The 22,065-nt window shown below is 68.1% G+C and carries 14 protein-coding genes, 1 tRNA gene and 2 pseudogenes; 9 read left to right on the top strand and 8 right to left on the bottom strand.

The window, feature by feature from the left end:
• Positions 1 to 72: 72 nt before the first annotated feature.
• From WME85_RS19005 to WME85_RS18990, 4 genes and pseudogenes are all read right to left on the bottom strand, one after another.
• A complete protein-coding gene (locus WME85_RS19005; RefSeq protein WP_104978789.1) occupies positions 73 to 894 on the bottom strand; it encodes an ATP-binding protein in 822 nt (273 codons plus the stop codon).
• Positions 894 to 2,480 carry an IS21 family transposase gene (gene istA, locus WME85_RS19000; protein WP_437840036.1) on the bottom strand — a complete coding sequence of 529 codons (1,587 nt, stop codon included), beginning with the start codon at positions 2,478 to 2,480 and terminating at the stop codon, positions 894 to 896. The genes WME85_RS19005 and istA overlap by 1 nt, the downstream gene beginning before the upstream one ends.
• A 517-nt stretch (positions 2,481 to 2,997) precedes the next feature.
• Complete coding sequence (locus WME85_RS18995) at positions 2,998 to 3,732, bottom strand: hypothetical protein (RefSeq protein WP_437840034.1); 735 nt, start codon at positions 3,730 to 3,732, stop codon at positions 2,998 to 3,000.
• A 33-nt stretch (positions 3,733 to 3,765) separates the two neighbouring features.
• Positions 3,766 to 7,406, bottom strand: a pseudogene (locus tag WME85_RS18990) (DNA polymerase).
• A gap of 599 nt (positions 7,407 to 8,005) precedes the next feature.
• Here WME85_RS18990 and WME85_RS18985 point away from each other — a divergent pair.
• The 3 genes and pseudogenes from WME85_RS18985 to WME85_RS18975 all read left to right on the top strand — a co-directional run.
• Positions 8,006 to 8,569 (top strand): DUF6431 domain-containing protein, encoded by a 564-nt coding sequence (locus tag WME85_RS18985; protein WP_437833804.1) that lies wholly within the window; start codon positions 8,006 to 8,008, stop codon positions 8,567 to 8,569.
• A 123-nt stretch (positions 8,570 to 8,692) separates the two neighbouring features.
• Positions 8,693 to 10,084 carry a DDE-type integrase/transposase/recombinase gene (locus WME85_RS18980; RefSeq protein WP_437828968.1) on the top strand — a complete coding sequence of 464 codons (1,392 nt, stop codon included), beginning with the start codon at positions 8,693 to 8,695 and terminating at the stop codon, positions 10,082 to 10,084.
• Positions 10,053 to 10,526, top strand: a pseudogene (locus WME85_RS18975) (AAA family ATPase); the annotation flags it as partial. The gene WME85_RS18980 and the pseudogene WME85_RS18975, both read left to right, overlap by 32 nt.
• Before the next feature lie 98 nt (positions 10,527 to 10,624).
• Here the strand turns inward: WME85_RS18975 and WME85_RS18970 are convergent.
• From WME85_RS18970 to WME85_RS18960, 3 genes are all read right to left on the bottom strand, one after another.
• Positions 10,625 to 11,941, bottom strand: a complete 1,317-nt coding sequence (locus WME85_RS18970; protein ID WP_437840033.1) for a DUF3854 domain-containing protein — start codon at positions 11,939 to 11,941, stop codon at positions 10,625 to 10,627.
• An 879-nt stretch (positions 11,942 to 12,820) separates the two neighbouring features.
• Positions 12,821 to 13,834: a hypothetical protein gene (locus WME85_RS18965; protein ID WP_437840032.1), complete on the bottom strand. Its 1,014-nt coding sequence runs from the start codon at positions 13,832 to 13,834 to the stop codon at positions 12,821 to 12,823.
• Positions 13,835 to 14,318: 484 nt separating this feature from the next.
• Entirely contained in the window at positions 14,319 to 15,674 is a 1,356-nt protein-coding gene (locus WME85_RS18960; RefSeq protein ID WP_437840031.1) for a hypothetical protein, read from the bottom strand.
• A gap of 254 nt (positions 15,675 to 15,928) precedes the next feature.
• Here WME85_RS18960 and WME85_RS18955 point away from each other — a divergent pair, with 254 nt between their 5' ends.
• The 4 genes from WME85_RS18955 (at position 15,929) to WME85_RS18940 (ending at position 18,680) form a co-directional block, all read left to right on the top strand.
• Positions 15,929 to 16,843, top strand: coding sequence for a hypothetical protein (locus WME85_RS18955; protein WP_437840030.1), 915 nt, complete (start codon positions 15,929 to 15,931; stop codon positions 16,841 to 16,843).
• A gap of 144 nt (positions 16,844 to 16,987) precedes the next feature.
• On the top strand, positions 16,988 to 17,227 hold the full coding sequence (locus WME85_RS18950) for a hypothetical protein (protein WP_437840029.1): 240 nt from the start codon (positions 16,988 to 16,990) through the stop codon (positions 17,225 to 17,227).
• Between the two features lie 77 nt (positions 17,228 to 17,304).
• Positions 17,305 to 17,526: a helix-turn-helix domain-containing protein gene (locus WME85_RS18945; RefSeq protein WP_063815747.1), complete on the top strand. Its 222-nt coding sequence runs from the start codon at positions 17,305 to 17,307 to the stop codon at positions 17,524 to 17,526.
• Complete coding sequence (locus WME85_RS18940) at positions 17,523 to 18,680, top strand: tyrosine-type recombinase/integrase (RefSeq protein ID WP_437840028.1); 1,158 nt, start codon at positions 17,523 to 17,525, stop codon at positions 18,678 to 18,680. The genes WME85_RS18945 and WME85_RS18940 overlap by 4 nt, the downstream gene beginning before the upstream one ends.
• An 8-nt stretch (positions 18,681 to 18,688) precedes the next feature.
• Here WME85_RS18940 and WME85_RS18935 read toward each other — a convergent pair.
• Positions 18,689 to 18,761 (bottom strand) — tRNA-Lys (locus WME85_RS18935).
• A 328-nt stretch (positions 18,762 to 19,089) separates the two neighbouring features.
• On the opposite strand from WME85_RS18935, the gene WME85_RS18930 reads away from it, so the two are divergent.
• Positions 19,090 to 19,857 (top strand): S1 RNA-binding domain-containing protein, encoded by a 768-nt coding sequence (locus tag WME85_RS18930; RefSeq protein ID WP_437840027.1) that lies wholly within the window; start codon positions 19,090 to 19,092, stop codon positions 19,855 to 19,857.
• A gap of 610 nt (positions 19,858 to 20,467) precedes the next feature.
• Entirely contained in the window at positions 20,468 to 21,955 is a 1,488-nt protein-coding gene (locus WME85_RS18925) for a L,D-transpeptidase (RefSeq protein WP_437840026.1), read from the top strand.
• The last annotated feature ends 110 nt before the right edge of the window (positions 21,956 to 22,065 follow it).

Genomic DNA, 22,065 nt, shown 5'->3' with positions numbered 1-22,065 from the left:
AGGCGCGCCGAGTGGAGCGAGAGGGTCAGCGGCGCGGCCCCGGGATCGACGTGCTCGCCGGGGCCGCAGCGGTCATCGCCGCTTGTTGCGTGGATGGGTGGGCGGCTTGCTGCGCGCGGGCACTGGCGCGGCCGTGTTGCTCTCGTCGAGCTTCGGCTTGAGCCGTGGCCTGTACGACTCGCCCTCGACGATGAAGTCGAACGCCGCGTTCTTGAACCGATCGACGGCGCTCTGCGCGAGCAGCACGTCGTCGAACATCGCGAGCCACTCGGCCGTGTCGCGATTGCTCGTGACGATCATCGACGCGTGACCCGTGCGCTCGAGGAAGAGCTGGTAGACGTCGCGGCTCTCTTCCTTGCTCATCGCCTCGAGCGCGAAGTCGTCGAGGATGAGCAGGTCGACGGTCGTGAGCGCGACCATCTCGGCGTCGCGTGAGTTGTCGAGCCTGCTCTGGCGCAGCCTGCGCAGCATCGCGTCGGCGCGCAGGAAGCGCACGCTGTAGCCGTGCTGGCACGCGAGGTGTCCGAGCGCGTTCGCGAGGAAGGTCTTGCCCACGCCGACGGAGCCAAGGATGACGATGTGCTTGTGCTCTTCGAGAAAGCGCAGGCTCGTGAACCCACCGAGCAGACGCTTGTCGAAGCTGACCTTCGCGGTCTTGTCCCAGAGCTCCAGGCGCATGTTGGGATCGAGCCCGGCGTCACGTACGCGGCTCTCCGTCGCGCTCGCCTCGCGGCGCGCGATCTCGTCGGTCAGCAGCATGAGCAACATCTCCTCGTGCCCCATCGACTGCTTCTCGGCCAGCAGCAGCCGCTCACGCAACGTCGCTGCGATGCGGCCGAGGCGCAGTCGCTTGAGCGCCGTGACGAGCGCAGGGTCGACTTCGCTCGAGCTCATCACGCTTCCTCCTTCGTCGCGGCAGCCGCCAGCGTGCGCGTCGCGAAGTGCTCGGTGCTGCGCGCGAACCGCGGCGTGGGGAGCGCGACGACCTTGCGCTCATCCGTGGGCGGTGATGCGGGCGTCTTCGCCGTCTCGAGCATGCGCGCCACGCGCTGCACGTCGACGACATCGAACGCCAGCGCACTCTGGCAGATCGCCTCGACACGCCCGTTGCCGAACTTGTTGCACAGCCGCAGGAGCGCATAGACGAGCCGCATGCGCGTCCACGGGAGCGGCACATCGAGCAGCCGCTCGGCGTAGATGCCGACGTGCACGCCGCACTTCTTCGCGCTCGCGATGAGCGAAACCACATCGCGCTCGGCCGCGATGTCCTTGCCCACGGGGTAGTCGCTCGGGTCGGTGGAGCGCTTGCCCGGCGCAACGCGCGCGTGCACCTTCACGAGCTGCGTGCCGGCGTAGATCCTCACTGACACGCTGTCGGCGCGAACGCGCACCGTGCTGCCGACGTAGCGCGTCGGCACGCTGTAGAGCGACCGGAGGACCTGCACGTGGTGGTCGGGGTGCACCTTCGCGTCAGTCCAGTGCGGTACGTCGAACGGCGCCGTCGGCGCCGGCTTCATGGCGCTCCTCTCGCGCGCCTCGAACACCTCGCGCGGCACTTCGCGCGTCGTGCCGTGGACGCGCACACCGGCGACGTCGCGACACCACTGCTCAGCGGACGCGCGCGCCTCATCGAGGCTGGCGAACAACTCGCCGTCGAACCAGCTCTCGCGCACGTACGCGACCTGATTCTCGACACGCGCCTTGTCTTTGGGCGACCTGACACGCGCGGCATCCACCAACAGCCCGCGTGTCTGCGCGTAGTCGAGGAACGCCGGCACGAGCACGGGGGCGAGCTCGTCAGCGCGCAGCACGATGGCCTTCATATTATCCGGGAGGATCACGCGCGCCATCGCGCCGAAGAACCTCCACGCCGCATCCAGGCCCGCGCATACCGCCGCCGTGGTCTGCTCGAACGACGGCCACACGAACTGGTAGCGGCTGTACGCGAGCGTCACCACGAGCACCCACAGATTTCGAACCCGCTGCGTCGCTGGGTCGAACAGCTTACCCATCAGGCCGAAGTCGATCTGCGCGACCTCGCCGGGCTCGGTGTCCGCGACGCGAACCGTCGGCGTCTTCTTGCGCCACGCGAGCTCCTCCATGGCGAAGCGCCGGAGCGTGTCGTAGCTCGCGCTGAGGCCGTAGTCGCGCTTGAGCAGCGTGTGGATCTTCGTCAGCTTCAGCGGCCGAGGCTGGGCGAGCCAGGCCTTGATGCGTGCGCGATGGGCGCCGATCTCTTTCCACTCCTCGCTCGCGTCGGGCACCGGGCGCGCCTGCACGCGCTGGGCGATCGCGTGGATCTCCTCGTCCGTCGGCTCGCGACCGGGCGGCAGTGGCAACGTCGCAGCGGCCTCGAAGTACCTGCCGACCGTCTTGCGATCGAACCCCGTCTCGCGCGCCACGTGACGCGCGCTCTGCCCCGCCGCACGACGGCGGAGCATTTCCTTGATGTCAACCATGATCAGCTCTCGGTAGGGCATCGGCCTCCTTCCGACGGCGACCCGCGCCGTCGTCGGAAGGAGCCCGTCTCAGATCCCGACCGCGGCGTCCCGAGCTGGCCCCATGAGGCTGCAAAAAACCTCGGAAGGTGGCCCCATGACCCTGCGAAAAACTGGGTCACGCCCCCGCGCGGGTGGCCCCATCCTCCTGCGTTTGGGGTGGCCCCATGACCCTGCAAAAAACGCCGTCAGGTGGCCCCATGAGGCTGCAAACCGGCAATCTGCAGCGAAGAGAACGCGTCATCTCGCTACGTCCTTCTGCGTACACCGGCTCAGCACGTCAGGTCGTCCTGCACCGCGCGTACGCGGCCTCCCATCCCCGATCTCAAGCAGCCGATCAACGTCTTCCATGCACCCTTATCCGGGCTCGCGCGCGTCGTGTTGTTGAGCGAGCCTCGCTGCTGCTGGGCTTCCTGCACGCCAAAGGGGTGTGCATAATACACACCCCTTGGCGATCACTGCGTACCCTGACGGTCGAGCGCGCCTCGCTGCAAGCTGGCTATCGGTACGCCCAAGGGGTGTCCATGACGGACACCCCCTGGCACCTATCGACTGCCTTCGCGCGCGACCAGACGCACTCCTCTAGCCGGTCTGTTATCCAGCGCTCAGGCGAATGTCGTTGGGTCGGGGCATGGTATCGAGGCATAGCATCCGTTGTCCGCCTCGTCCGCGAAGCCCTCCGAGATGATCGCCGGTTGGCCAGGAACCGCCTCTGCGCCCGGAAGTCCGCGGCGACGCCGAGCGCTCCCAAGACGCGCTTGGAGATCGAGTCCGTCACGAGGACCACGTCGCGGAGGACCTTCGAGATGCCGGCCATTTGTTTGTGGTCAGCGATGAAGAAGGAGAGCCGGGCGGCGAGCTGGGCCTGGGTCGCCAGCAGCGCCGAGACGATGGCGACCTCATCGGCGACCGGCTGGCACAAGAGTCGCTCCTCGGGGCCTGCGTCGAGCGAGGCGGCGTTAAGCTCCTTCAGCACGGCTTCTCCACGCGCGACGAACGCGGGATGGAGGGGCACGCTGAGCGGTGGACGTGGCTCGGTCGGCCTCACGGCGGCAGGGATGTGGTCCTGCACCGCCAGATCGTCGGGCCTCGAGGGCGGGAGAGGCCGCTGTTGCACGCTGTCCGCGCCCGTCTCCCGCTCCTGGAGCCGCTCGGACCGCTCGGACGGAGGCGCGCCGATGTTCTTGTCCTGCTCTCTCATGGCAACCCTCTCGATCCCGTTCTGGTGGCTCACGCCGAGCCGACCCACGGCGCTCACGTCCGTGATCTACATCCCCCAGCGCGACATGACCTTCGGCTCGACCACGATCGGCACCGAATCCACGTACTTCTTCATCCCAGCGATCATGCAGTTGCGCATGAGCTCCTTGACCTCCTCGGCGTGCTCCTCGGGCGCTTCCACGAGCAGCTCGTCATGCACGGCGAGGATCATCCGCGCCCCGAGCCGCTGGATGTACGGGGCCAGGAGCACCATCGCCTGCTTCATGCCGTCGGCGGCGGTGCCCTGGACCGGGAAGGCCAAGCGGGCGTTGTACTCCTCATCGGGATCGAAGTAGTAAGAAATCCGGCCGCTCTTGGTGCGCATCTTGGTTGGCATCTGCTCGGCGATCTCCTTCTGCCATGCGGCGACGCCAGAGTAGTTCTGGAAGAACTTCTGCCTGAACTGCTCGGCCTCGTCGATCGTGAGCTCGACACCGTAGTTCTTTCGCGCGTACGCGATGAGCTTGTCCTTGCCCATGGCGAACGAGAAGCCGAAGTTCAACGGCTTCGCGCGGCGCCGTTGTTCTTCCGTTACCTGCTCCTCGGGTACACCCATCACCAGCGACGCTGTGTGCCGGTGCGGATCACCGTTCTTCCGGAAGACCGCCTTGAGCTGCTCGTCTCCCGTCTGGTCGGCGACGACGCGCAGCTCGATCGTGCTGTAGTCCCCCGTGATGAGCTTCTGCCGGGCGAGGCGGTGATGCAGCGGCGGATCATCTTGTCCCGTGGCAGACCGAGGACGTTCGGCTGCTCGGCGGACATGCGGCCGGTGGTGGCCCCGATCTGGTTTATGGTTGCATGTAGCCGCCCATCTTCCGAGCGCTTGAGAGCACGGAGAACACCTTCGCCAGCTCCAGCCACGAAACTGCGCTCGCGCCGGTAGCGGATGAGCTGCCGGACAACGGGCAGATGCATGTAGGGCGCGAGCGCCTCGCCGTTGGTGCGCTCGACCTGAAGACCAAGCCGCCGAAGCGCGGCGAGTACGTCGTCGTTGCTGTCAACGTTCTGCACGCCTATCGCGGCGACCAGGTTCTTCTTGAGCTCGGCGGCCTCGGCGGTCCACAAGTTGACGATCCGCTCCCATCGGCCTCGGTCGACGGGAACACCATTCACCTCCATCTCTGCGATGATGGGGAGCACCTTGCACTCGAGTTCGGCGATGGCTTCCAGGTGCTCCTCAGCGATGTCCTTCTGAAAGATGTTCGCGAGCCGCAGCACATCCCGTGCCTCTTGCGCCAATTCGTCCTGTAGCTCGGGGCTCGGCTCGGTCCACCAGTCAATGTTCTTTCTGCTCCTCTTACCGCCCAAGGTGCGTTCGCACGCGCGCTCGAAGGAGAAGGCCTCCTTGTTCTTTAGGTTCTCGCCGCCGTCGAGCAGCCGCAATGCGATGGCTGTATCGCTGACCACGCGCGGCATGAAGCCGAGGTGATACTGGAGATGTGTCAGCGCGCGTTTGAGATCGTGTCCGACGACGGTGACCTCGCAAAGGGCCTCTGCCACGGGGCCGAGCGGCTCGCCGCCGAATGTATAAAACACACGCGCCTCGCCACCTGGCAGGGCGACGGTGACGATCACGGGACCGTCATCGATGAGGTCGGGCCCGGTCGAGTGGACGACCAGACCCACCCTCCCGGCGCGGAGGATGGCCGTCGCGAAGCGCTCCAGGTCATCGAGCCCCGTTTCGTGCAGGACTCCGCCCCCGTTCTGGGGCGCTTCGGGGCCCGTGTCGGGGCCGGGATCTTGAAGCTGGTCAGAGCGAAAACACGAGCCACTGCGAACATTTACGCTGGCAGGTGCGCGTGGGAGTGGAGTCCTCGCCGCGCGGAGCCCCGAAGCCCCGCAGCGCTCGGGGGAGGGCGCCGAGCCATACAGGCGCTCTGCATCGACATGGCCAGCGTCCACGTCATTCTGCGGCGCATAGGCGTGAGCACTCACCCCTCGAACGATCGGGGCTTCGGGGCTCTGTGAGATTTCGTTGCTATTTAGCCTACTATGACACTCTCTGACGTCCTGGAATTGGTCGGTTTCGTGCGGAGGGAGCGAGACGCGGATGAGCCCCGTTCTGGGCCCCGCTCGGTCTTGAGGAACGGGGCTCCGGGGCGCAGTTCCGGGGCCCGAGGCCAACCCCGTGGGTTCGGGCGAACGGAGGACCGGGAAGCGGAAGCCGAAGTGTGAGCCGAATCCCTGCCCGTCCCCGTCGGCCGCCCCGCCGCCTCCCTGGCTGCCGCCGCCACCGGGATCGTCGTCAGGGTCGTCCTCGTCCTCTCGGGCGGCCTCGTCGACGAGGTCAGCGATCTCGTCGCGCAGCTGGATCGCATCCCGGCGAAGCCACAGCACGCGCTCACGATTGCCTTTCACACCGCCGATGTGCTTCTTGCGAGTCGAGCGCCCTCCGGGCTCCCCGTCGACGAACCCCTCGTCGACCAGCCGCGACCAGAGCATGCGCGCTCCGATGGGCATCGCCTGTCCCCGTGCACGCAGGGCCTCGACCACGGCCGAGTAGGCCGCGTCGGGGACCAGGTACAGGTAGTCCTTGTCCTGCCAGCCGATGCCATGGGCCTCGGCCGTGTCGAGCGCGAACGCGACGTCCACCGTCTTGACCTTGCCCTGCAAGAGGAGCGTACGGAGCACGTCGATGAAACGGTGGACGGGGTTCGCGTCGACAGCGGCACGGCTCTGTTCGGCGGCGTTGGCGAGCAGCGAGGCGCGGGCCCTCTGGACGAGTGTCGCAGCTTCCTCGTCGTCGAGGACGCCGACGTCCTTCGCGAACCCACAGAAGTACTCTATGCCGAGGAGCAGGTGCGCAATCGCTGCAGGAGCGCGCAGGTGCTGGCCCTCCTGGTGTAGCTCCGTGCGCAGTTCGATGAAGCGCGTCTCCATGCGCGCGTGCAGGCCCGGCATCTGCGCCTTCAACCACATGAGGTAGCCCAGCATCGTGTGCGGCAGGCGCCGGCGGCTCTTCTGAAGCTCGGTGAGCTTCGCGAGATCGACGTCGCCCGGCTTCATCCGGACCGTGACGAGGCGCGCCTGGATCGATTCCCCGCTCGGGACATCCTCTCCCGTGCTCAACACGAGCGCCCGCGGCGGGCGGTCCGGGCGCGCCGAGCAGTCGGACTGGAGCCGGCTACGGCTATTGGCATTGCCGATCGCACGCAGGAGCTGCGCCGCCTTGCGGTGCAGGTCATCCCCGGCCTCCGCCTTCGTCGGCGCGAAGTCGTCGACGGCGAGGAGCACGTCCTTGGCCAGGAACGCCATCCGCTCGAGGGCGTTCGCCGTCGACGACCAGCTCGCAGGCAGGTGCTCCGCGTCGAAGTCGCCGAAGTGGCTCATGGCCAGCGCGCTGAGGGTGGTCTTCAGGCTGCCCGTGGTGCCGCACAGCGCGACCGTCGCGTCACAGTACAGGGCATGCTGCAGGGGAGCGCGGAACACCGCGCAGAAGAGCGGGACCGTGATTTGTGGATCGGCCAGAGCAAGGAAGGAGAGCGAGAGCTTCACGGCGCCTGGAAGGTCCTCCGGCACGGGCGGGAGCTTGTACCGGCTGAGCCCGCCATCCAGCTGAACCGCAACGTCTTGGCCTCCGACGGCGCCGTCGGCGTGGAGGAACGTCGCCTCGCCGTTGAGCTCGCGCCAGCCGGTGTGCGTGAACATGTGGGTCTGCGCCGGGTTGGACACCGCCTGGATCGCCGCGAGGAGATGCGCCGGCGCTCGAGCTACTGCGGCGACTCTGGCCGACGCGCCCCAGTGGATCCGCGGCCACATGTCGCTGCTGAGCTCCGAGGTGTTACCGCGCCCTTCCAATAGTGGACTTCCCGCCGATCTCGATCCCCGTTCGTGATGGATATCCGCCGATCGCCCCGTGCCCCTCCATCATGGAATCGGTTCGGACCCGAGAGCAGGAGCCGGGGTGGGCGCAGCGGTCCGCCGCCCGCCAGCGATCATCGGCAACACTTTCCGGTCACGCATCCGTGATTCTCACAAAACCTCGCATCCCCGACCTCCGCGCCTCAGTGGCTGAGCTTTCCTGCTTCACGCCCGAAATTACCACTGCACTTCGCACCACGTCCGCGCCGCCGCTGACCTAAGGCCGGCATCGACGGAGCGGAGCATCGGCGCGGAGCCGGCCACAAAATAGGCGACGAGGGGATGCGTGTTGTGGCGACCCGTCCTCCCCTCGTCGTGCTCCGATCACCTTGGAGGAGCGGAGCCCGTGCAGGATCGTTCAAGCCGATGTCGACATCAAGCGTTGGATGACGGTGCTCCCGATGGTTCAGCACGTGCGGCCGGCCCGCTGCCCCTGCTGCGACGCGGCCAGCCGTCCCGTCAACGGCCCGCTGGGGATGCGCGGTCACGGCCTGCGCGCGCGCCAGGTGTACGGCCCACACGATGCGGGCGACGCGCCCCAGCAGGTTACGGTGCAGGCTCGGCGCTACCGCTGCACCGCCTGCGGCGCGGTCGTGGTGGTCGTGCCCCGCGGGCTGCTGCCGCGGCGGCGCTACTCCGCGGCGGCGATCGGCTGGGTGCTGGCCCGCGTCGGACTCGAGGGCGCCACCACACCGGTCGTCCGCGCCGAGGTCTGCAGCGCCGTGGTCCTGGGCGTCGCGGCGGCCGAGCGGTGGCTGGCGCCGTCGCGATGGATCGACGCCAGTCGCCGTGGCCAGCTCTTCCCCCGGCTCGGACGTCACGGCGCCGACAGCACGCGCGCGCAGGTCGCCGAGCGCACGGCGATGCAGCTCGTGGCGCTGTCGGCTCGGGGCAGCGCCGGCACGCCTGCCCCTCACCTGGCGTTCCACGGCGCCGCGCTCGCAGCGTGATGGCCATTCGCAGGCAAACGCGAGGTCCGGCGACGCCACCCCGTAGGATCGGGCACGACGGCACGGATCCGGGGCACTGGGTTTCCACGGGGCGCCGAAACGCACCCGTGGAAAGGACCGTTCGTGGACCTCCTCAAACCCAGAGATCACGCGGAGGAAATCGCCCTCTTCCGCCACGGCATCATTGGCCAGCTCTGCGCTCGCGACCTCGAGCATGGCGATCTGGTCGAAGCGTTGCGCGCCCTCGCCAAGGAGCGCGTGCGCCCGCCCGGTAGCGCGTGCACGCGCTCCTTCGCGGTGCCGACCCTCGAGCGCTGGCTCTATGCCTACCGCCAGCGGGGGCTCGAAGGCCTCTGCCCTCGCGCCCGTCGGGATCGCGGTCGCGGCCGCGAGCTCGACCCCGTGTTGAGACAGCTGCTGTGCGACATCCGGCGGGAGCACCCCGGGGCCTCGGTGCCGCTCATCCTGCGCACGCTGCGCGAAGACGGACGCCTGAGCGCCACGGTCAGCGCCTCGACCGTGCGTCGCCTCTACCGTCAAGAGGGACTCGACAAGATCCCGCAGCGCGATGGCAAGGGGCCGACGACCCGGCTCAAGTGGCAGGCCGAGCGCCCTGACGCGCTCTGGCACGGCGACGTCTGTCACGGCCCGACGCTTCATCTCGACAGGCGAAGGATCCCCGTGCGGATCCACGCCCTGCTCGACGACGCATCGCGCTTCCTCGTCGCCATCTCGGTCGAGAGCGACGAGAAGGAAGATACCATGTTGCGGCTGCTCGTCCGTGCCGTCCGGCTCTACGGCGTGCCCGACGCGCTGTACCTGGACAACGGCGCAACCTATCGCGGTGACGCCTTGCGCCTCTTCTGCTCGCGCCTCGGGATCACGCTACTGCACGCGCGCCCCTACGACCCGCAGGCGCGCGGCAAGATGGAGAGATTCTGGCGCACGCTTCGGGAGGGGGTGCTCGACCACCTGGGCGCGATCACGTCGCTGGACGATATCTCCTCTCGTATCCAGGCCTTCATCGATGTCCACTACCACGCGTCCCCGCACGCCGGCCTGATGGGGCGCGCGCCGGGGCTTGTTTACGCGCCCGGGCAGCGCGAGATCGACGCGCTCTCCGAGACTCGCCTGCGCGACGCGCTCACGATCCGGCAGCGTCGGCGCGTGCACCGCGACACGACCGTCTCGGTCCGCGGGCAGCTCTTCGAGCTCGACCACGGCTACCTCGCCGGCCGCATCGTGACCGTCGCCTATTGCTTGCTCGACGAGCCAGTCGCCCCGGTCGTCGAGATCGAGGGGCAGCGGATCCCCCTTCGCCCCGTCGACCCGGTGCACAACGCGCACGTCAAACGGCCGCCACGTCGTTCCACGACGAGCGGCGCGTTGCCCACCGAGCAGCAGGTCGCCTTCGACCCAGGCGGCGTGCTGCGCGACAAGGCGGTGCGCGAGGCGGCCCGGGCGGCCGACGCGAAGGACCCCGATGGAGAGGAGGACCTCGATGCGATCTTCTGAGCTTAGCTTCTTCGGCCTTCGCACCGCGCCCTTCTCCAAAGAGCTCGAGGATGCCGAGCTGTGGTTGCCGACGTCGAAGCAGGTGCTCGTCGACGATCTCGAAGCCGCGCTCCTCGAGCGTGCCAGTGTGCTCCTCGTCGGGGAGCCCGGCGTCGGGAAGACGTGTGTGTTGAGGGCCTTACGGCATCGGCTACCCCAGGCAGGATTCCGTCTGACTTACTGCCACAATGCGACGCTCGGCCGCCGCGACTTCTACCGGTATCTATGCCATGCGCTCGGCCTGCAGCCGACATCTAGCGCCGCCAACCTGTTCCTCGCGGTCGAGCGGCATGTCCACGAGCTGCGAAGAGATCAGGTGCATCCGGTGTTTCTCCTCGATGAGGCCCATCTGTTGCACCCGGACATGATGGCGCATTTGCATATCCTCTTGAATCACGAGTGGGACAGCCGCGCCCTCCTGTCGATCATCCTTGTCGGCCTTCCGGAGCTCGAGGGCCGCATGGCCCTGCGGTCGCACCGCTCGCTGCTTACGCGCATCCATCACCGCTTCATGATCGAGCCGGCGACGGTGGAGGACACGGCGGAGTATGTCGCCTTCCGGCTGAAGGGCGCCGGCGCCGAGCACGAGCTCTTCTCGCGGGAGTCGCTCGCCGCTCTGCACGAGGTCGCGTCGGGCTCGCTGCGGGAGATCGACCGCATCGCCTCGGCGGCGATGCGGGAATCGGCGCGCCGGAAGCGGAAGCTGGTCGACCGTGACGCGGTAGCCCGCGTCGCGGAGGCACTCACGCTCTCCTCGGCGCTCGGCTGAACGGCAGCGCGCGGCCCGCGAGGCTCGTCGGCCTCGCGGGCCGTGTCGCGCCAGGCCCACGATGGCCATCGCCTCGCCGCGCCGACGGTGGCCGGCAGGATGCCCATCGCGCCGCCTGGCGCCGGGGGCAACGTCCACGATGGCCATCGGCGGAAAGAGACACTGCCGAGCAGCCGTGAGATGGCCATCGGCCAGGCGGGGCACGGCGCCATCAACGGGGCGGCTCGGTAACACGAGGGGTCGAGCCGCACCGGAGGCAGCGCCCGACCATCCTCGAGCGTCCCCGAGATGATGAACCTGCGCCTCTTCTCCGCGCCGTCGTCGAGGAGCTCGTCCCGATCGATCTGTGCGGTGAAGTTCGTGAGCGGCTGGCAATCCTCCATCACGCCGTCCGGCGAGGTCACCACGCACAGCTTTCGCTCGCGAATCGCATAGGAGGAGCGGGGCTGCGTCTGATCCGCTTCGGCCCTCCGGTTTCGGCTCTTCTCCTCGGCCTCTTTCAACGCACTGCGGAGATCGCTCTCCTTGATGCTGTGCTTGCGCAGCATCAGGGTGACCTGCTTCTGTATGGCGACGCCTCGCTCCTTGAGTGACCACAAGAACGGCAGGTCACCGAGGAGCGGGATGGCTTGCTCGGCGGAGACGCTCTTCGCGCGAGCGACTGGATCTGCGGCCACGGCGGCGTCGAGCACCTTGCGCAGTTCCGAGTTCCCGCTGGCGGCGAGGAGGTCGTCCGGCCCCTGGTCGCCACCGCCTTCGCGCGGCGGCAACGCCGCGAGCCTCACCTTCGCCCCCGCCAGCTCGAGGGCCATCGCCAGCCTGGCCTCGGCCCGCGCCACGTCCGCATTCCATGCCCGACCGGCGTCGGAGACGATGACGACCTCGCGCCGGAAGAGCGCCACCACGTTCCAGGACTCGTTGAGCTTGTAGTCCTTCTTCGTGAGCGTCGTCTGGACCCCGCCCAGGCCGACGGCGTCCCAGCCGTGGTGCTGGAGCGCGAGCGCCTTGCCCGGCGACTCGACCACATGGATCGGTGCGGAGCCCTCCACCTGGCAGCCCGGCGGGATGTAGATAGGGATTTCTCGACCCGCAGGTGCGAGGTAGCGGGGGTATATCTGATCGAGCCGGATTCGTGCATAACCTGGCGCGTTGGCGTACGGGATCGCGATGCCACCACAGGACAGAGGCTGCTCTCGGCCGAGCAGCTTCGCGCCCTCCTCCGCAGTAACCGATCGCCATCCGGCGGAGGCGGCACTTTCGGGATCGACGGCGCGTTCCCGGAGGTACGCGATGTGATGGGACTCAAAAGGTAGTCCGTGCTGCGTGGTGTTCCCGGCATTGGGGTCTTCGACCTGACATGCTACACTCATGATTCCTCCTTAATGGCTCCCTCTGCTTGGCGGCGACGGGAGCCGTTGTTCTTCTGGCTCAGCACAAAATCTTTATTGCCACAACATCCTGCGTCCCGATCCGTTGCGAATTCCGAGCGAGCCGCTGGATCCCGTGGCGCACATGGCGAGCGGTCGCACCGAGGTCGACGATGTTGTTCACCCCAGAGCAACAAGGTCACGCTCAACGAAGCTCCGGGCTGTGCTGCGTCCGTGCGCGGCAGCGCCGCTGGGTCGAAGCCTACGATTTCGAATGTCGCTGTCGAGCTGCCGGCATGACAGCTCAGTTATCCAGGTGACATTTCCTACCTGGTCCGCATGAGCCGCACAGGCGGAACGCCATTCGCTATCCCAGCAAAATAAGTCGCCCTGCGCCACTCCGGCCATTCTCCGGTGCGCCTAACCCGGGCGGGCGACGCAAGACCGCCCGTTTACGCTGGGCCAGCGCGCCCTTCCGCGAGGGCCGAGCTCACGAGAGGCTCGTTATGTTGGTATCAGACTACTCGTCTTTCGCCAGCAACTCTGTAGCCATTTTGCATCTTAATTGGTCGCGCGCAGAACCGAGTCAATCACGCGCACGACGCCCTCGACACCTTCGTTCTCGAACGCGCGTCGCAGCCGATCGCCTCCGAATGTGCCGACGAGCACCTCGTCCACCGAGCGCGGCTTGGGCTTCACGCGCTCCGCCTCGATGGCAGCAATAGCCCTTGCCCGGGCAAGGCGGACCCGCTCGGTGGGCCACCCAGCATTGGTATCTTGGAGGTCAGCTCCGCAGAGTACCTTGATGACTCCAGCGAGGGAGATCTCGTATGCATCGAACCCTGGAAGCTGCTGCACGTCGAATCCTGGGATCAGCTCGAAGTCGTTGGGGACCAGAACGGCTTCGTGAAAGCCGAGGAGGCGGCCATACACCAGTACAATGGGCACTCGCGCTCCATCCCTCGGCGCCTGCAACCGATCGAGCATTGTCAGCAGGTCCGGCGTCCGCTCGAAGTGTTCGAGGTACCGCAGAACGGTCTCTGTCGGAAGCAACGCCGCAAGAGGCTTTCGTTCCGCATATGCCATGAACTCGAGTTTGTCATCGAACGGAATCTGTTCTGCGAGCGGCTCCGTCGGATCGCACACCAGAATCGTGAAACCCGGACCGGTCTCGACGCTCTTGACCATGAGTTCCTTGATTCGATCATCCATCTGGCGCAACATGTGCTCGATGTTCGCGCGCACAACAGGACCCACATGGGTAGATAGGGGGATCCGCTCTTCGGACTTGCTACGAGGGGAATCTGATGGAATCCATCTGCCGTACCGAGGATCGCCGATGATGCCGAGCCCTTCGGCGATCGTCATCACCTCGTCGGCCGTGATGCCATACGTGGTCCCGACCTCCTCGGCGGTATAGACCCCCTCGTCCGCGGATCCGACGGGTTCTCGTGGAGCACCGGCTCTCTCCACCGAGGGGGCTGGACCATCGTTAGCGCGCATACACACAGAACGTGACTCGGTGGTGCAAGTTTCCGCACTCTTGTTCTCCTTGGAATCATCCTTCTTAGACATAAAGATCTCCATGAACAATACGACGTTAGCAGCGTCGTAGCTGTTGGTTACGCACTCCCGCCGTTCACTGTGATAGCGGCGGTCTGTGTTATTGCATTCCAAAGCTAATGTGCGCACTGGCGTTACTTAAGACGGGAGAACCAATACTCCGCAGCAGCACTCGGACCGGAATGGGCCCTACCGGATCCGACGGGGTACCCAGCCAACTTCATCCTTGCCGACGAACACCGGACTCCGCGGCCACGGCGTCCTCAATGTCTAAATCAACGTTACAGAGGTAGAGCTCAGGAACGTGGCCATGGCACTTGAACCAAACCGTTTGACACATCTCGATCCAGCTCCTGATCCAGATGCGGCCATCTCGCGCCGGATCCATCGTCGAGCGGAACTCGGACGCGTCTGGACGCCGCGAAGGGGAAGACGGCGAACGGCTCTACCCGCCGAGCTTGGAGTCGAGCGGACGTCTATGGTCGCCACGGTCAGGTCAGCCATGGACGGCCTCATGGGCTTGCAGAGCCAACTGAACCTTCTCGAGGCGCTCACGGATCGACAGTAGGATATCGGCCTGGATCTCGCCGGGCGTCACCTGGTTCAAAGCTTGCGCCACCTCGGCTAGTGCGCGGATCACCTTAGCCAATGAGCTCTGCTCGACGACATCCAAAGCATCGTTGTTCGCGGGCGAGGCAGAGCGAAGCGCGGTGGTGGTCGGCGACTCCTGTACGTCCACCTGCATCACTGTCGCGTCTGTCAGCGCCTCAGGCTGGATGGCGCTGCAGCCCGTATCCGCCGCCGCTCCGGCTGCCGACGCAGTTGGAGAAGGCCGCTCGCGGCGGCCGGCGGCCGCCAAGGCATCTTTGATCAGCCGAGCGGCCGGCTCGCCTTCCCGGCTCCGCGCGACGATGCGGTCGCGGATCGGCGAGTCGAGCTTGAGGAGCCGGCCAACATCGGTACGCGAGATCTTCGCGTCGCGCGCGAGCACCGCGTGCTTGATGTCCGGGCCGACCGCCTCGGCGAGCTGGTCGAGCTGCTCGGCGAACTGGGCATCCCGTCGAATCGTCTTCTCGCCGACATGATGCGCGGCGGCGAGCTGCCCCGCCGTCGTCAACCTCTGGTCAGAGTGACCAGCAGGCAGGTCCGTCCGGGCCCCCTGGTGCTTGTAGCTACTATAGAGCTTCCCCCGCAGATACGCCAGAGCCTCGGGCGTGAGATTGCGACGGCCCAGCTGGTGTTCCAGAATCCACGTGCGCGCCGTGTCCCGGTCCGACAGATGGATAGTCCGCACGGTGTAGCGGATGCGATGGCGCCGGCAGATTTGGTACCGGTTGTGCCCGTCCATCAAGATCCGCTGCTGCCCGTCGTCCCAGACAAGGAGGGGATCATGACACCCCTCGGTAAGGAGGTGCCGCTCGAGCTGAGCAAGTTCCTCCGGCGAGAGTGGAGGGATGAGCTTCGAGAACTCCTCGTCGACGGTGATCTCGATCTGCGGAACGCTACCCTCGGCCTCATCGGCGCTCTGCCCAGTCGCTGCACCCCAAGGGGGCGAGATAGCCTCGACGTCGGCGCGCACCGGATGTAGACAGCTGGGACACTCGATCATCTCGATCGCCTTCGCCGACGTGCCGCAGCGGGTGCATGTGTGCTCACGAGCAGCCTCGGCCCGGAGGTCCGCTTCCGATGCCGTCGTATTCTCGAGGAGCGCCTCACCGCAGTCCCGTTTCGGGCAGAGCAACGCGATGGTGCGGAGACCGAGCACACCGCAGTTTGCGCAGCGTTGGCTGCCGTCGTGCCCGTCGATCGCGTCTGCCGTTCGAGGCGCTCTGGCGTCGCATCCGTCGACCATCGGCGTCCTCATCGGGCAGTCCCCGAGAGCGAGCGGCCCGACTCGTCAAAGCGATGCGGGGGCGACGGTTGACGGACGATGCCCTGACGCAGGGTCGCCCTTGGCGCTGCACAGATGTTCAAGCTCACCTCCATCGTCGGCTGCTCCTACCGGACCACTATCTGGTGTCGCGTGGTGTTCCACGCTGGCGGGGGAGCGTTGCCGTAAACGGAGCGGTACAAGTTGCGGTACTTCTAGCTGGAGGAAGCCACTCAATGACGACGGGTAGAGGGAACGGCGAGACGACGAGGACGACCCCGCAGGGCTCTGGCCGGCCCCGGCGCCCGACGCGCGAGCACGCGGAGCATTCCTACGAGCTATCGTCGGAAACGCTCAGGGAGGCGGTCCTGGAGCTGCTTCGACTCGCGGTGGAGTACGAGACGCCACACGCACCGATCGACCCGCACCTGGCCGTCAGCGACCGCGCGATCCGTGTGGCAGTCGGGAAGCTCAGCGGCACGCCCACCGTCTTGAAGAAGGTGGTCCAGACCGTCCTTCGCCACCGTGATGAGCGCCGAAAGCTGGTCAAACAGGTGCGAACCGCGCAGGCGTTGCGCGAGGTCGCCGACCTTGTCCGGAAACGCAGGCAGAAATGGAACTCGGAGCAAGCTGACAGAAAAAGGAAAGGCTTGCCGAGCCGCTCCCTGAATCACAATGAACCGTTCCGGCGGGAGCTGACCGACTTCGTGCGGAGCCGCTTTGCTTGGTGGGAGGTGCCCCTGCCCAGCACGCTGCTCACGCGCGTGGTCGATGCGGCCGTCCCGCGCTCCACGTTCGATTTGGCCGACAAGGACGAGGGCTTGTTGCGACGACTGGCCAACGTGGTGGGCCACGAGGTGACTGACGTCGGTCCTGAGACGCTCGAAAAAACCTCCGCAGCGCTCGGCGGCCGTAAGCAGCGTGCAGGCCATTTCAAGCGGCCGTTGGACGCCAGGTGCATGCTCGACGACGAGCCGGTCGGTGGCTCGGAGATGCTCGGCTACTTGCTGCGCTTGCTCGCATCAAGAGGCCTCCCGGAACGACTCGTGGACGCGGTCATGAAGGTATGGAACGAGGAACTGCTCGCGATCGTGCGCCGCTACGACGCAGGGGCGCCCCCTTCGCGCGAGAGCCCGACCGATCCGTCCTGACATCCACCGTAAAGGCCGGACGCGCATTTGCGGCAAGAGCGGTAAGCGCCCGAGGTAACACGCGGGCATGCACGACGACGGTAGCTCGAGCAGCCAAGCACCGCTCGGCATGTACCCGCCGCATGCGGCGCCGCGGAGCGGCCGATGAGCAAGCGCCCCTCCGCCCCCGTCCCCCGACGCCCACGCGGCTGGCTCTCCTTGAAGACCGCCGCCGGGTACCTCGACATGCCGCCCGACGCGCTCCAACGCGCGCTCGAGTGCCGCGCCGTTCGTACGGCCGACGGCGACATCGAGGCGAACATCGGAGGCATCCGCGCCGGGAAGCTCGGGCCCTTCATGAGCAACCCCTCCTCCGAGCGCTGGCTTGCCACGGAGGGCATATGACCCGCGACATCCGCGGCGATGCTCGTCCAGTCGACGCGCCGGACGCGCCGGCGCCGCCGCCTACCGGCAGGCGAGCGATGACAGGCCCGACCACTCGGGATGAGCTGCCGCTGCTCCTCACCGCCGACGAGGTCGCGACCCTCCTCCGCACCACCCGGAAGGCCGTCTACGCGATGGCCGAGCGCGCCGCCCTCCCCGGCGCCGTCCGCATCGGCCGGCGCCTCCTCGTCCACCGCGACGACCTGCTACGCTGGCTCGACGAGAGGCGAGCGCCATCGCCGGGGAGAACCCGACGATGACGGTGAAAGTACGGCCGTACACGCGGTCGAAGAGGGAAGGCTGGGAGGTGGACATCTGCGTCACGATGCCGGGCGGCAGGGAGGTGCGCGAGCGCCGACGGGCCCCGGTGTCGACGAAGCAGCAGGCCCAGCGCTGGGGCGAGGCGAGGGAGCGGGAGCTTCTGCTCGAAGCCCTCACGAAGCCCGAAACCGAGGCCACGACGAAGGAGGTGCCCACGCTCAGCGAGTTCGCCCCGCGGTTCATCGAGGGCTACGCGGAGGCGAACCGGCAGAAGCCGAGCGGGATCGATGCGAAGAAGCGGATCCTGAGGCTCTACCTGGAGCCCGCCCTCGGATCGAGGCGGCTCGACGCCATCAAGAGCGAGGACGTGCAGCGGCTCAAGGCGCGGCTCGGCAGGCTCTCGGCGAAGACCGTCAACAACATCCTGTGCGTCCTGGGCAAGATGCTCCGCGTCGCGGTCGAGTGGGAGGTCATCCCCGCCATGCCGTGCCGCGTCGCGCTGCTCAAGGCCCCGAAGCCCGACAAGGGCTTCCTCGAGTTCGACGAGCTCGACCGGCTCGTCGAGGGCGCCCGGAAGGTCGGCTGGGGCGCGCACTTGATGGTGCTGCTCGGCGCCGAGGCGGGGCTCCGCCGGGGCGAGATGATCTCGCTCCGCTGGGGCGACGTCGACCTGGTTCGCGCCCAGGTCCACATCCGCCGGGCGGACTGGAACGGCATCGAGTCCACCCCGAAGGGCGGGCGCGGCCGCATCGTCGACCTGACGCAGCGGCTCGCGGCGGCCCTCAAGGCGCACCGGCACCTCCGCGGCGACCGCGTGCTCTGCGAGGACGACGGCTCGCCCATCACGGGGCGGACGGTCGCGCGCTGGATGCGGCAGGCGACGCGCCGAGCCGGGCTCGCCGTGCTGGAGGGCCCGCACATCCTCCGCCACACGTTCTGCTCGCACCTCGCGATGCGGGGGGCGCCCGTGATGGCGATCAAGGAGCTCGCCGGGCACCGCGACGTCTCGACGACCATGGGCTACATGCACCTGTCGCCGAGCGCGAAGCGGAGCGCGATCGCGCTGCTCGACGGGCCGCCCGCCGGGGCGGTCCGTGGAGAAATACTGGAACAGGCGGGGGTGCTGGTCGGAAAGGTCAGCAGTTCCGCGTAGTTACGTAGTGGGTCGACAGGGACTCGAACCCTGGACCTACGGATTAAAAGTCCGCAGCTCTACCGACTGAGCTATCGACCCGATTCAGCGGCCGGCGAAGCTAGCAGAAGGCCCTGGTAGGTTCCACCTTTCCTTTCCCGCCACGCCCGCCCGGCGTCTGCTTCCTGCCGGCTCCGCCTGAACTCGCCGCGGCCGGCGGGTGCGCTCTACGCGCACCCCCAGGCACAACGCTGCCCCTTCCGTCCCGTCCCGGCCCACCTCGTCCTCCCGCGCCTCCGCCCGCCCTCGGCTCCCCGGCTCCTCTCCCATCCCCCAACAGCCCGTCCTCGCCCATCCGCCCGTCCTTCCCCTCGCTTCCCCTCACGCCCCGCCTTCCTCACGCCCTCGCCTCGCGCTATGAGGTGCCGCCATGTCGCCGCCGCGTCCTTCCGCCGCCTCCAAGGAATCGTTCGCATCGCTCTTCGAGCAGTCCGAGGGGGCTGGCAAGCAGCGTCGCCGCCAGTACCACACGGGCGAGACCGTCGAGGTGACCGTCGTGGCGATCGCTCGCGAGGCCGTCTTCGCGGATCTCGGTGGCAAGCAGGAGGGCATGTTCGAGCGGCCGGCCCTGAGCGACGGCGATGGCAAGCTCCGGGTCGCGGTCGGCTCGCGCGTCTCGGCGGTGGTCTCGGGGGTCGATTCAGGCACCGGCCAGGTGCGCCTCACGCCGGTCGTCGTGCGCGCAAACGACGACGGCGACAGCGGGGCCTCGCTCGCTATCTCGGCTCCGGCCGCCGGCGGTGCGCCGCTGCTCGTCGAGGGAGCGCGGGTCAAGGGCAAGGTGACGGGCATCGAGCGCTACGGCGTCTTCGTCCAGATCGCTGGCACGTCGGGCCGCTCGGGTCGCGGCCTCGTCCCGACGGCCGAGACGGGGACGCCTCGCGCGGCCGACCTGAAGAAGCACTTCACCGTGGGCCAGGACGTCGAGGCGAAGATCCTCAACGTGGACGAGTCCGGCAAGATCCGCCTGTCGATCGCCGCGCTTCGCGTCGACGAGGAGCGCGGGCAGTTCGAGTCGTACGCCAAGGCCGAGCGCTCCGGCGGCAGCGCCGGCGGCGGCAACGACAAGGGCGCCAAGCCTGCCCCTCGCAACTTCGGCACCCTGGGCGACCTGCTGGCGAAGAAGGTCAAGCGCTAGGCGGACGCGTCAAGCGCCAGGCGGACGCATCAAGCGCCAGCCGAACGCGCCCCTTCGCGCGCTCGTCCCCCGTCCCGCGGCAGGAGATTGCATCGCCCCCGCCGTTGGGCGTACACCTCGGCCGCTCGGCTGCTCCGGGCTCTCGCTCCAGCTTTTCATGGCTCGCTGATCGCGCTCTCGCGCTCTCGCGCCTTCGCGTCCTCGCGTCAGTGCTCTCGCGATCGCGGTCTCGCTTCGCCCTCTCCGCCTCCGCCTCCGCCTCCGTTTCGCGTCGATGCCTTCCCTCGCTCGCACCTCCGCCCCCGGGTCCCTTCTCGCCGCTGGCTCCACGCTCGCTCTCCTGGCCGCCGCCTGCTCCCCAGCCCAGGACCCGCCCGGCAGGGCGACCGACGATCGCAACCTCGCTAACTCCGCTCCCCCTGCGGCCGCCGCCTCCCTCTCCTCCCCCGCTTCCTCCGCTGCGCCCGCCGTCCCGGCGCTCCCCTCCGCCGCTCCCGGCTCCTCGTCCACCGGTTCCGCCTCCCTCGCTTCCTTCGCCTCCGGCGCCTCCTCCGCGTCGCCCAAGGAGGCCACCCTCCCCGGCCAGGGCGCCAAGATCGCCAGCATCGCGATGCGCACCTGGATCTACGTCGCCCCCGACGAGCGCTCGACGAAGCTCGGCTACCTGCGCGCCGGCGCGGTCGTCGACCGCGCCGAGCTCCCGGCGGGCACCGAGGGCTGCGCTGGCGGCTGGTACCGGATCGCGCCGCGCGGCTACGTCTGTGTCGGCAAGGGCGCGTCGCTCGCGCTCGAGCACCAGGTGGTCGCCGCCGCGGTGCGCGGCCCGCGCCGGGGCGCGCCCGTGCCGTACCACTACGTCATGTCGGGCTCGCCCCCGCCGCACCTCTATTTCCGGCTCCCGACCGTCGAGGACCAGCGGCGCGTCGAGGGCTCCACGCTCAACGTCCACCTCGCCCGCGCCGCGATCGCGCCCTCGTCCTTGCCGCTCGACCCAGTGCCGGCCTTCCTGCTCGCTGGCCGGGATCTCCCGAAGCCGTATGGCGCCGAGGAGAAGCTCCACTACTCCGTGCACACGGGCCGCGCCAAGGAGAGCTCCGCCTTCGGTCTCATCACCACCTTCGAGTGGACCAACCGCCGCTTCGGCCTCACGACCGAGCTCGACCTCATCCCGCTCGATCGCACCCGCCCGGCGCGCCTCAGCGCGCTGCGCGGCATCGTGATCAAGGATCTCGACGCCGAGGCCCCCGCGAGCGCCTCGGACGCCGCCCCGCCGTCCGATCCCTCCTCCGCCGCCTCCGCGTCTGCCCCCCCCAGCGCCACCGCGCCCGCCGCCAGCTCTGCCGCCGCCGAGCCGCCGACCGACGGCGCGCCTCCCTCACCTCCACCGCCCCCTCCGCCGGGCACCGATCCGCGCATCGACCCCGCCCTGAAGGGCGCCCCTGCGTTCGTCCGCGTCCATGGCACGTCCCGGCATCGCCCCTCCGCGTCGGGCGGCTCGCTCGTCGACGCGGGCGTCGCGCCGTTCCGGTCGGGCTGGGTGCTCACCGGGCGCACGCGCGGGGGCGCGAAGGGGCTGCTCGAGACGACCGAGGGCTCGTGGCTCGCCGGCGACCACCTCGTCATCGCCGAGCTGCGCAAGGACCCGCAGGGGTTCGCGCGCGACGGCAAGAAGTGGATCGACATCTCGATCCGCCGCCAGATGCTCGTCGCGTACGAGGGCACGCGCCCGGTGTTCGCGGCGCTGATCTCCAGCGGGCGCAGCGGCATGGCGGATCCCGAGGAGACCGACGCCACCGTGCGCGGCTCGTTCTACATCCACGCCAAGCACGTCTCGACGACCATGGACGGCGACGACGAGGCGTCCGAGGCGTTCGACCTGCGAGATGTGCCCTACACGCAGTACTTCCACGAGGGATACGCGCTACACGGCGCCTACTGGCACGACGAGTTCGGCAAGGCGCGCAGCCACGGCTGCATCAACCTGGCCCCCGCCGACGCTGCCTGGCTCTTCGAGTGGACCGAGCCCGCCGTCCCGCCCGAGTGGCACGGCGCCGTCAACATCGAGGGCGGCGGCACGCTCGTCTACGTGCACGGCTGAGCTCCCTCGTGCGCGCCTGACGCCGCTCGTGCGGCCGAGATCCCTCGTGCGCATCTGACGGCGCTCGTACGACCGCTCCCTCGTACGCGCCTGACCGAACCCGATCCAGG

The organism is Sorangium sp. So ce1153, assembly GCF_051521595.1.
GTDB lineage: Bacteria > Myxococcota_A > Polyangia > Polyangiales > Polyangiaceae > Sorangium.
This window is presented reverse-complemented; position numbering and strand designations above follow the sequence as displayed.

Excerpts from the sequence above, each read along its gene's own strand:
- WME85_RS18965 (WP_437840032.1), bottom strand. The coding sequence starts at position 13,834 with ATGTCTAAGAAGGATGATTCCAAGGAGAACAAGAGTGCGGAAACTTGC.
- istA (WP_437840036.1), bottom strand. The coding sequence starts at position 2,480 with ATGCCCTACCGAGAGCTGATCATGGTTGACATCAAGGAAATGCTCCGC.
- WME85_RS19005 (WP_104978789.1), bottom strand. The coding sequence starts at position 894 with ATGAGCTCGAGCGAAGTCGACCCTGCGCTCGTCACGGCGCTCAAGCGA.
- WME85_RS18945 (WP_063815747.1), top strand. The coding sequence starts at position 17,305 with ATGACAGGCCCGACCACTCGGGATGAGCTGCCGCTGCTCCTCACCGCC.
- WME85_RS18930 (WP_437840027.1), top strand. The coding sequence starts at position 19,090 with ATGTCGCCGCCGCGTCCTTCCGCCGCCTCCAAGGAATCGTTCGCATCG.
- WME85_RS18960 (WP_437840031.1), bottom strand. The coding sequence starts at position 15,674 with ATGGTCGACGGATGCGACGCCAGAGCGCCTCGAACGGCAGACGCGATC.
- WME85_RS18925 (WP_437840026.1), top strand. The coding sequence starts at position 20,468 with ATGCGCACCTGGATCTACGTCGCCCCCGACGAGCGCTCGACGAAGCTC.
- WME85_RS18940 (WP_437840028.1), top strand. The coding sequence starts at position 17,523 with ATGACGGTGAAAGTACGGCCGTACACGCGGTCGAAGAGGGAAGGCTGG.
- WME85_RS18955 (WP_437840030.1), top strand. The coding sequence starts at position 15,929 with ATGACGACGGGTAGAGGGAACGGCGAGACGACGAGGACGACCCCGCAG.
- WME85_RS18985 (WP_437833804.1), top strand. The coding sequence starts at position 8,006 with ATGACGGTGCTCCCGATGGTTCAGCACGTGCGGCCGGCCCGCTGCCCC.
- WME85_RS18950 (WP_437840029.1), top strand. The coding sequence starts at position 16,988 with ATGAGCAAGCGCCCCTCCGCCCCCGTCCCCCGACGCCCACGCGGCTGG.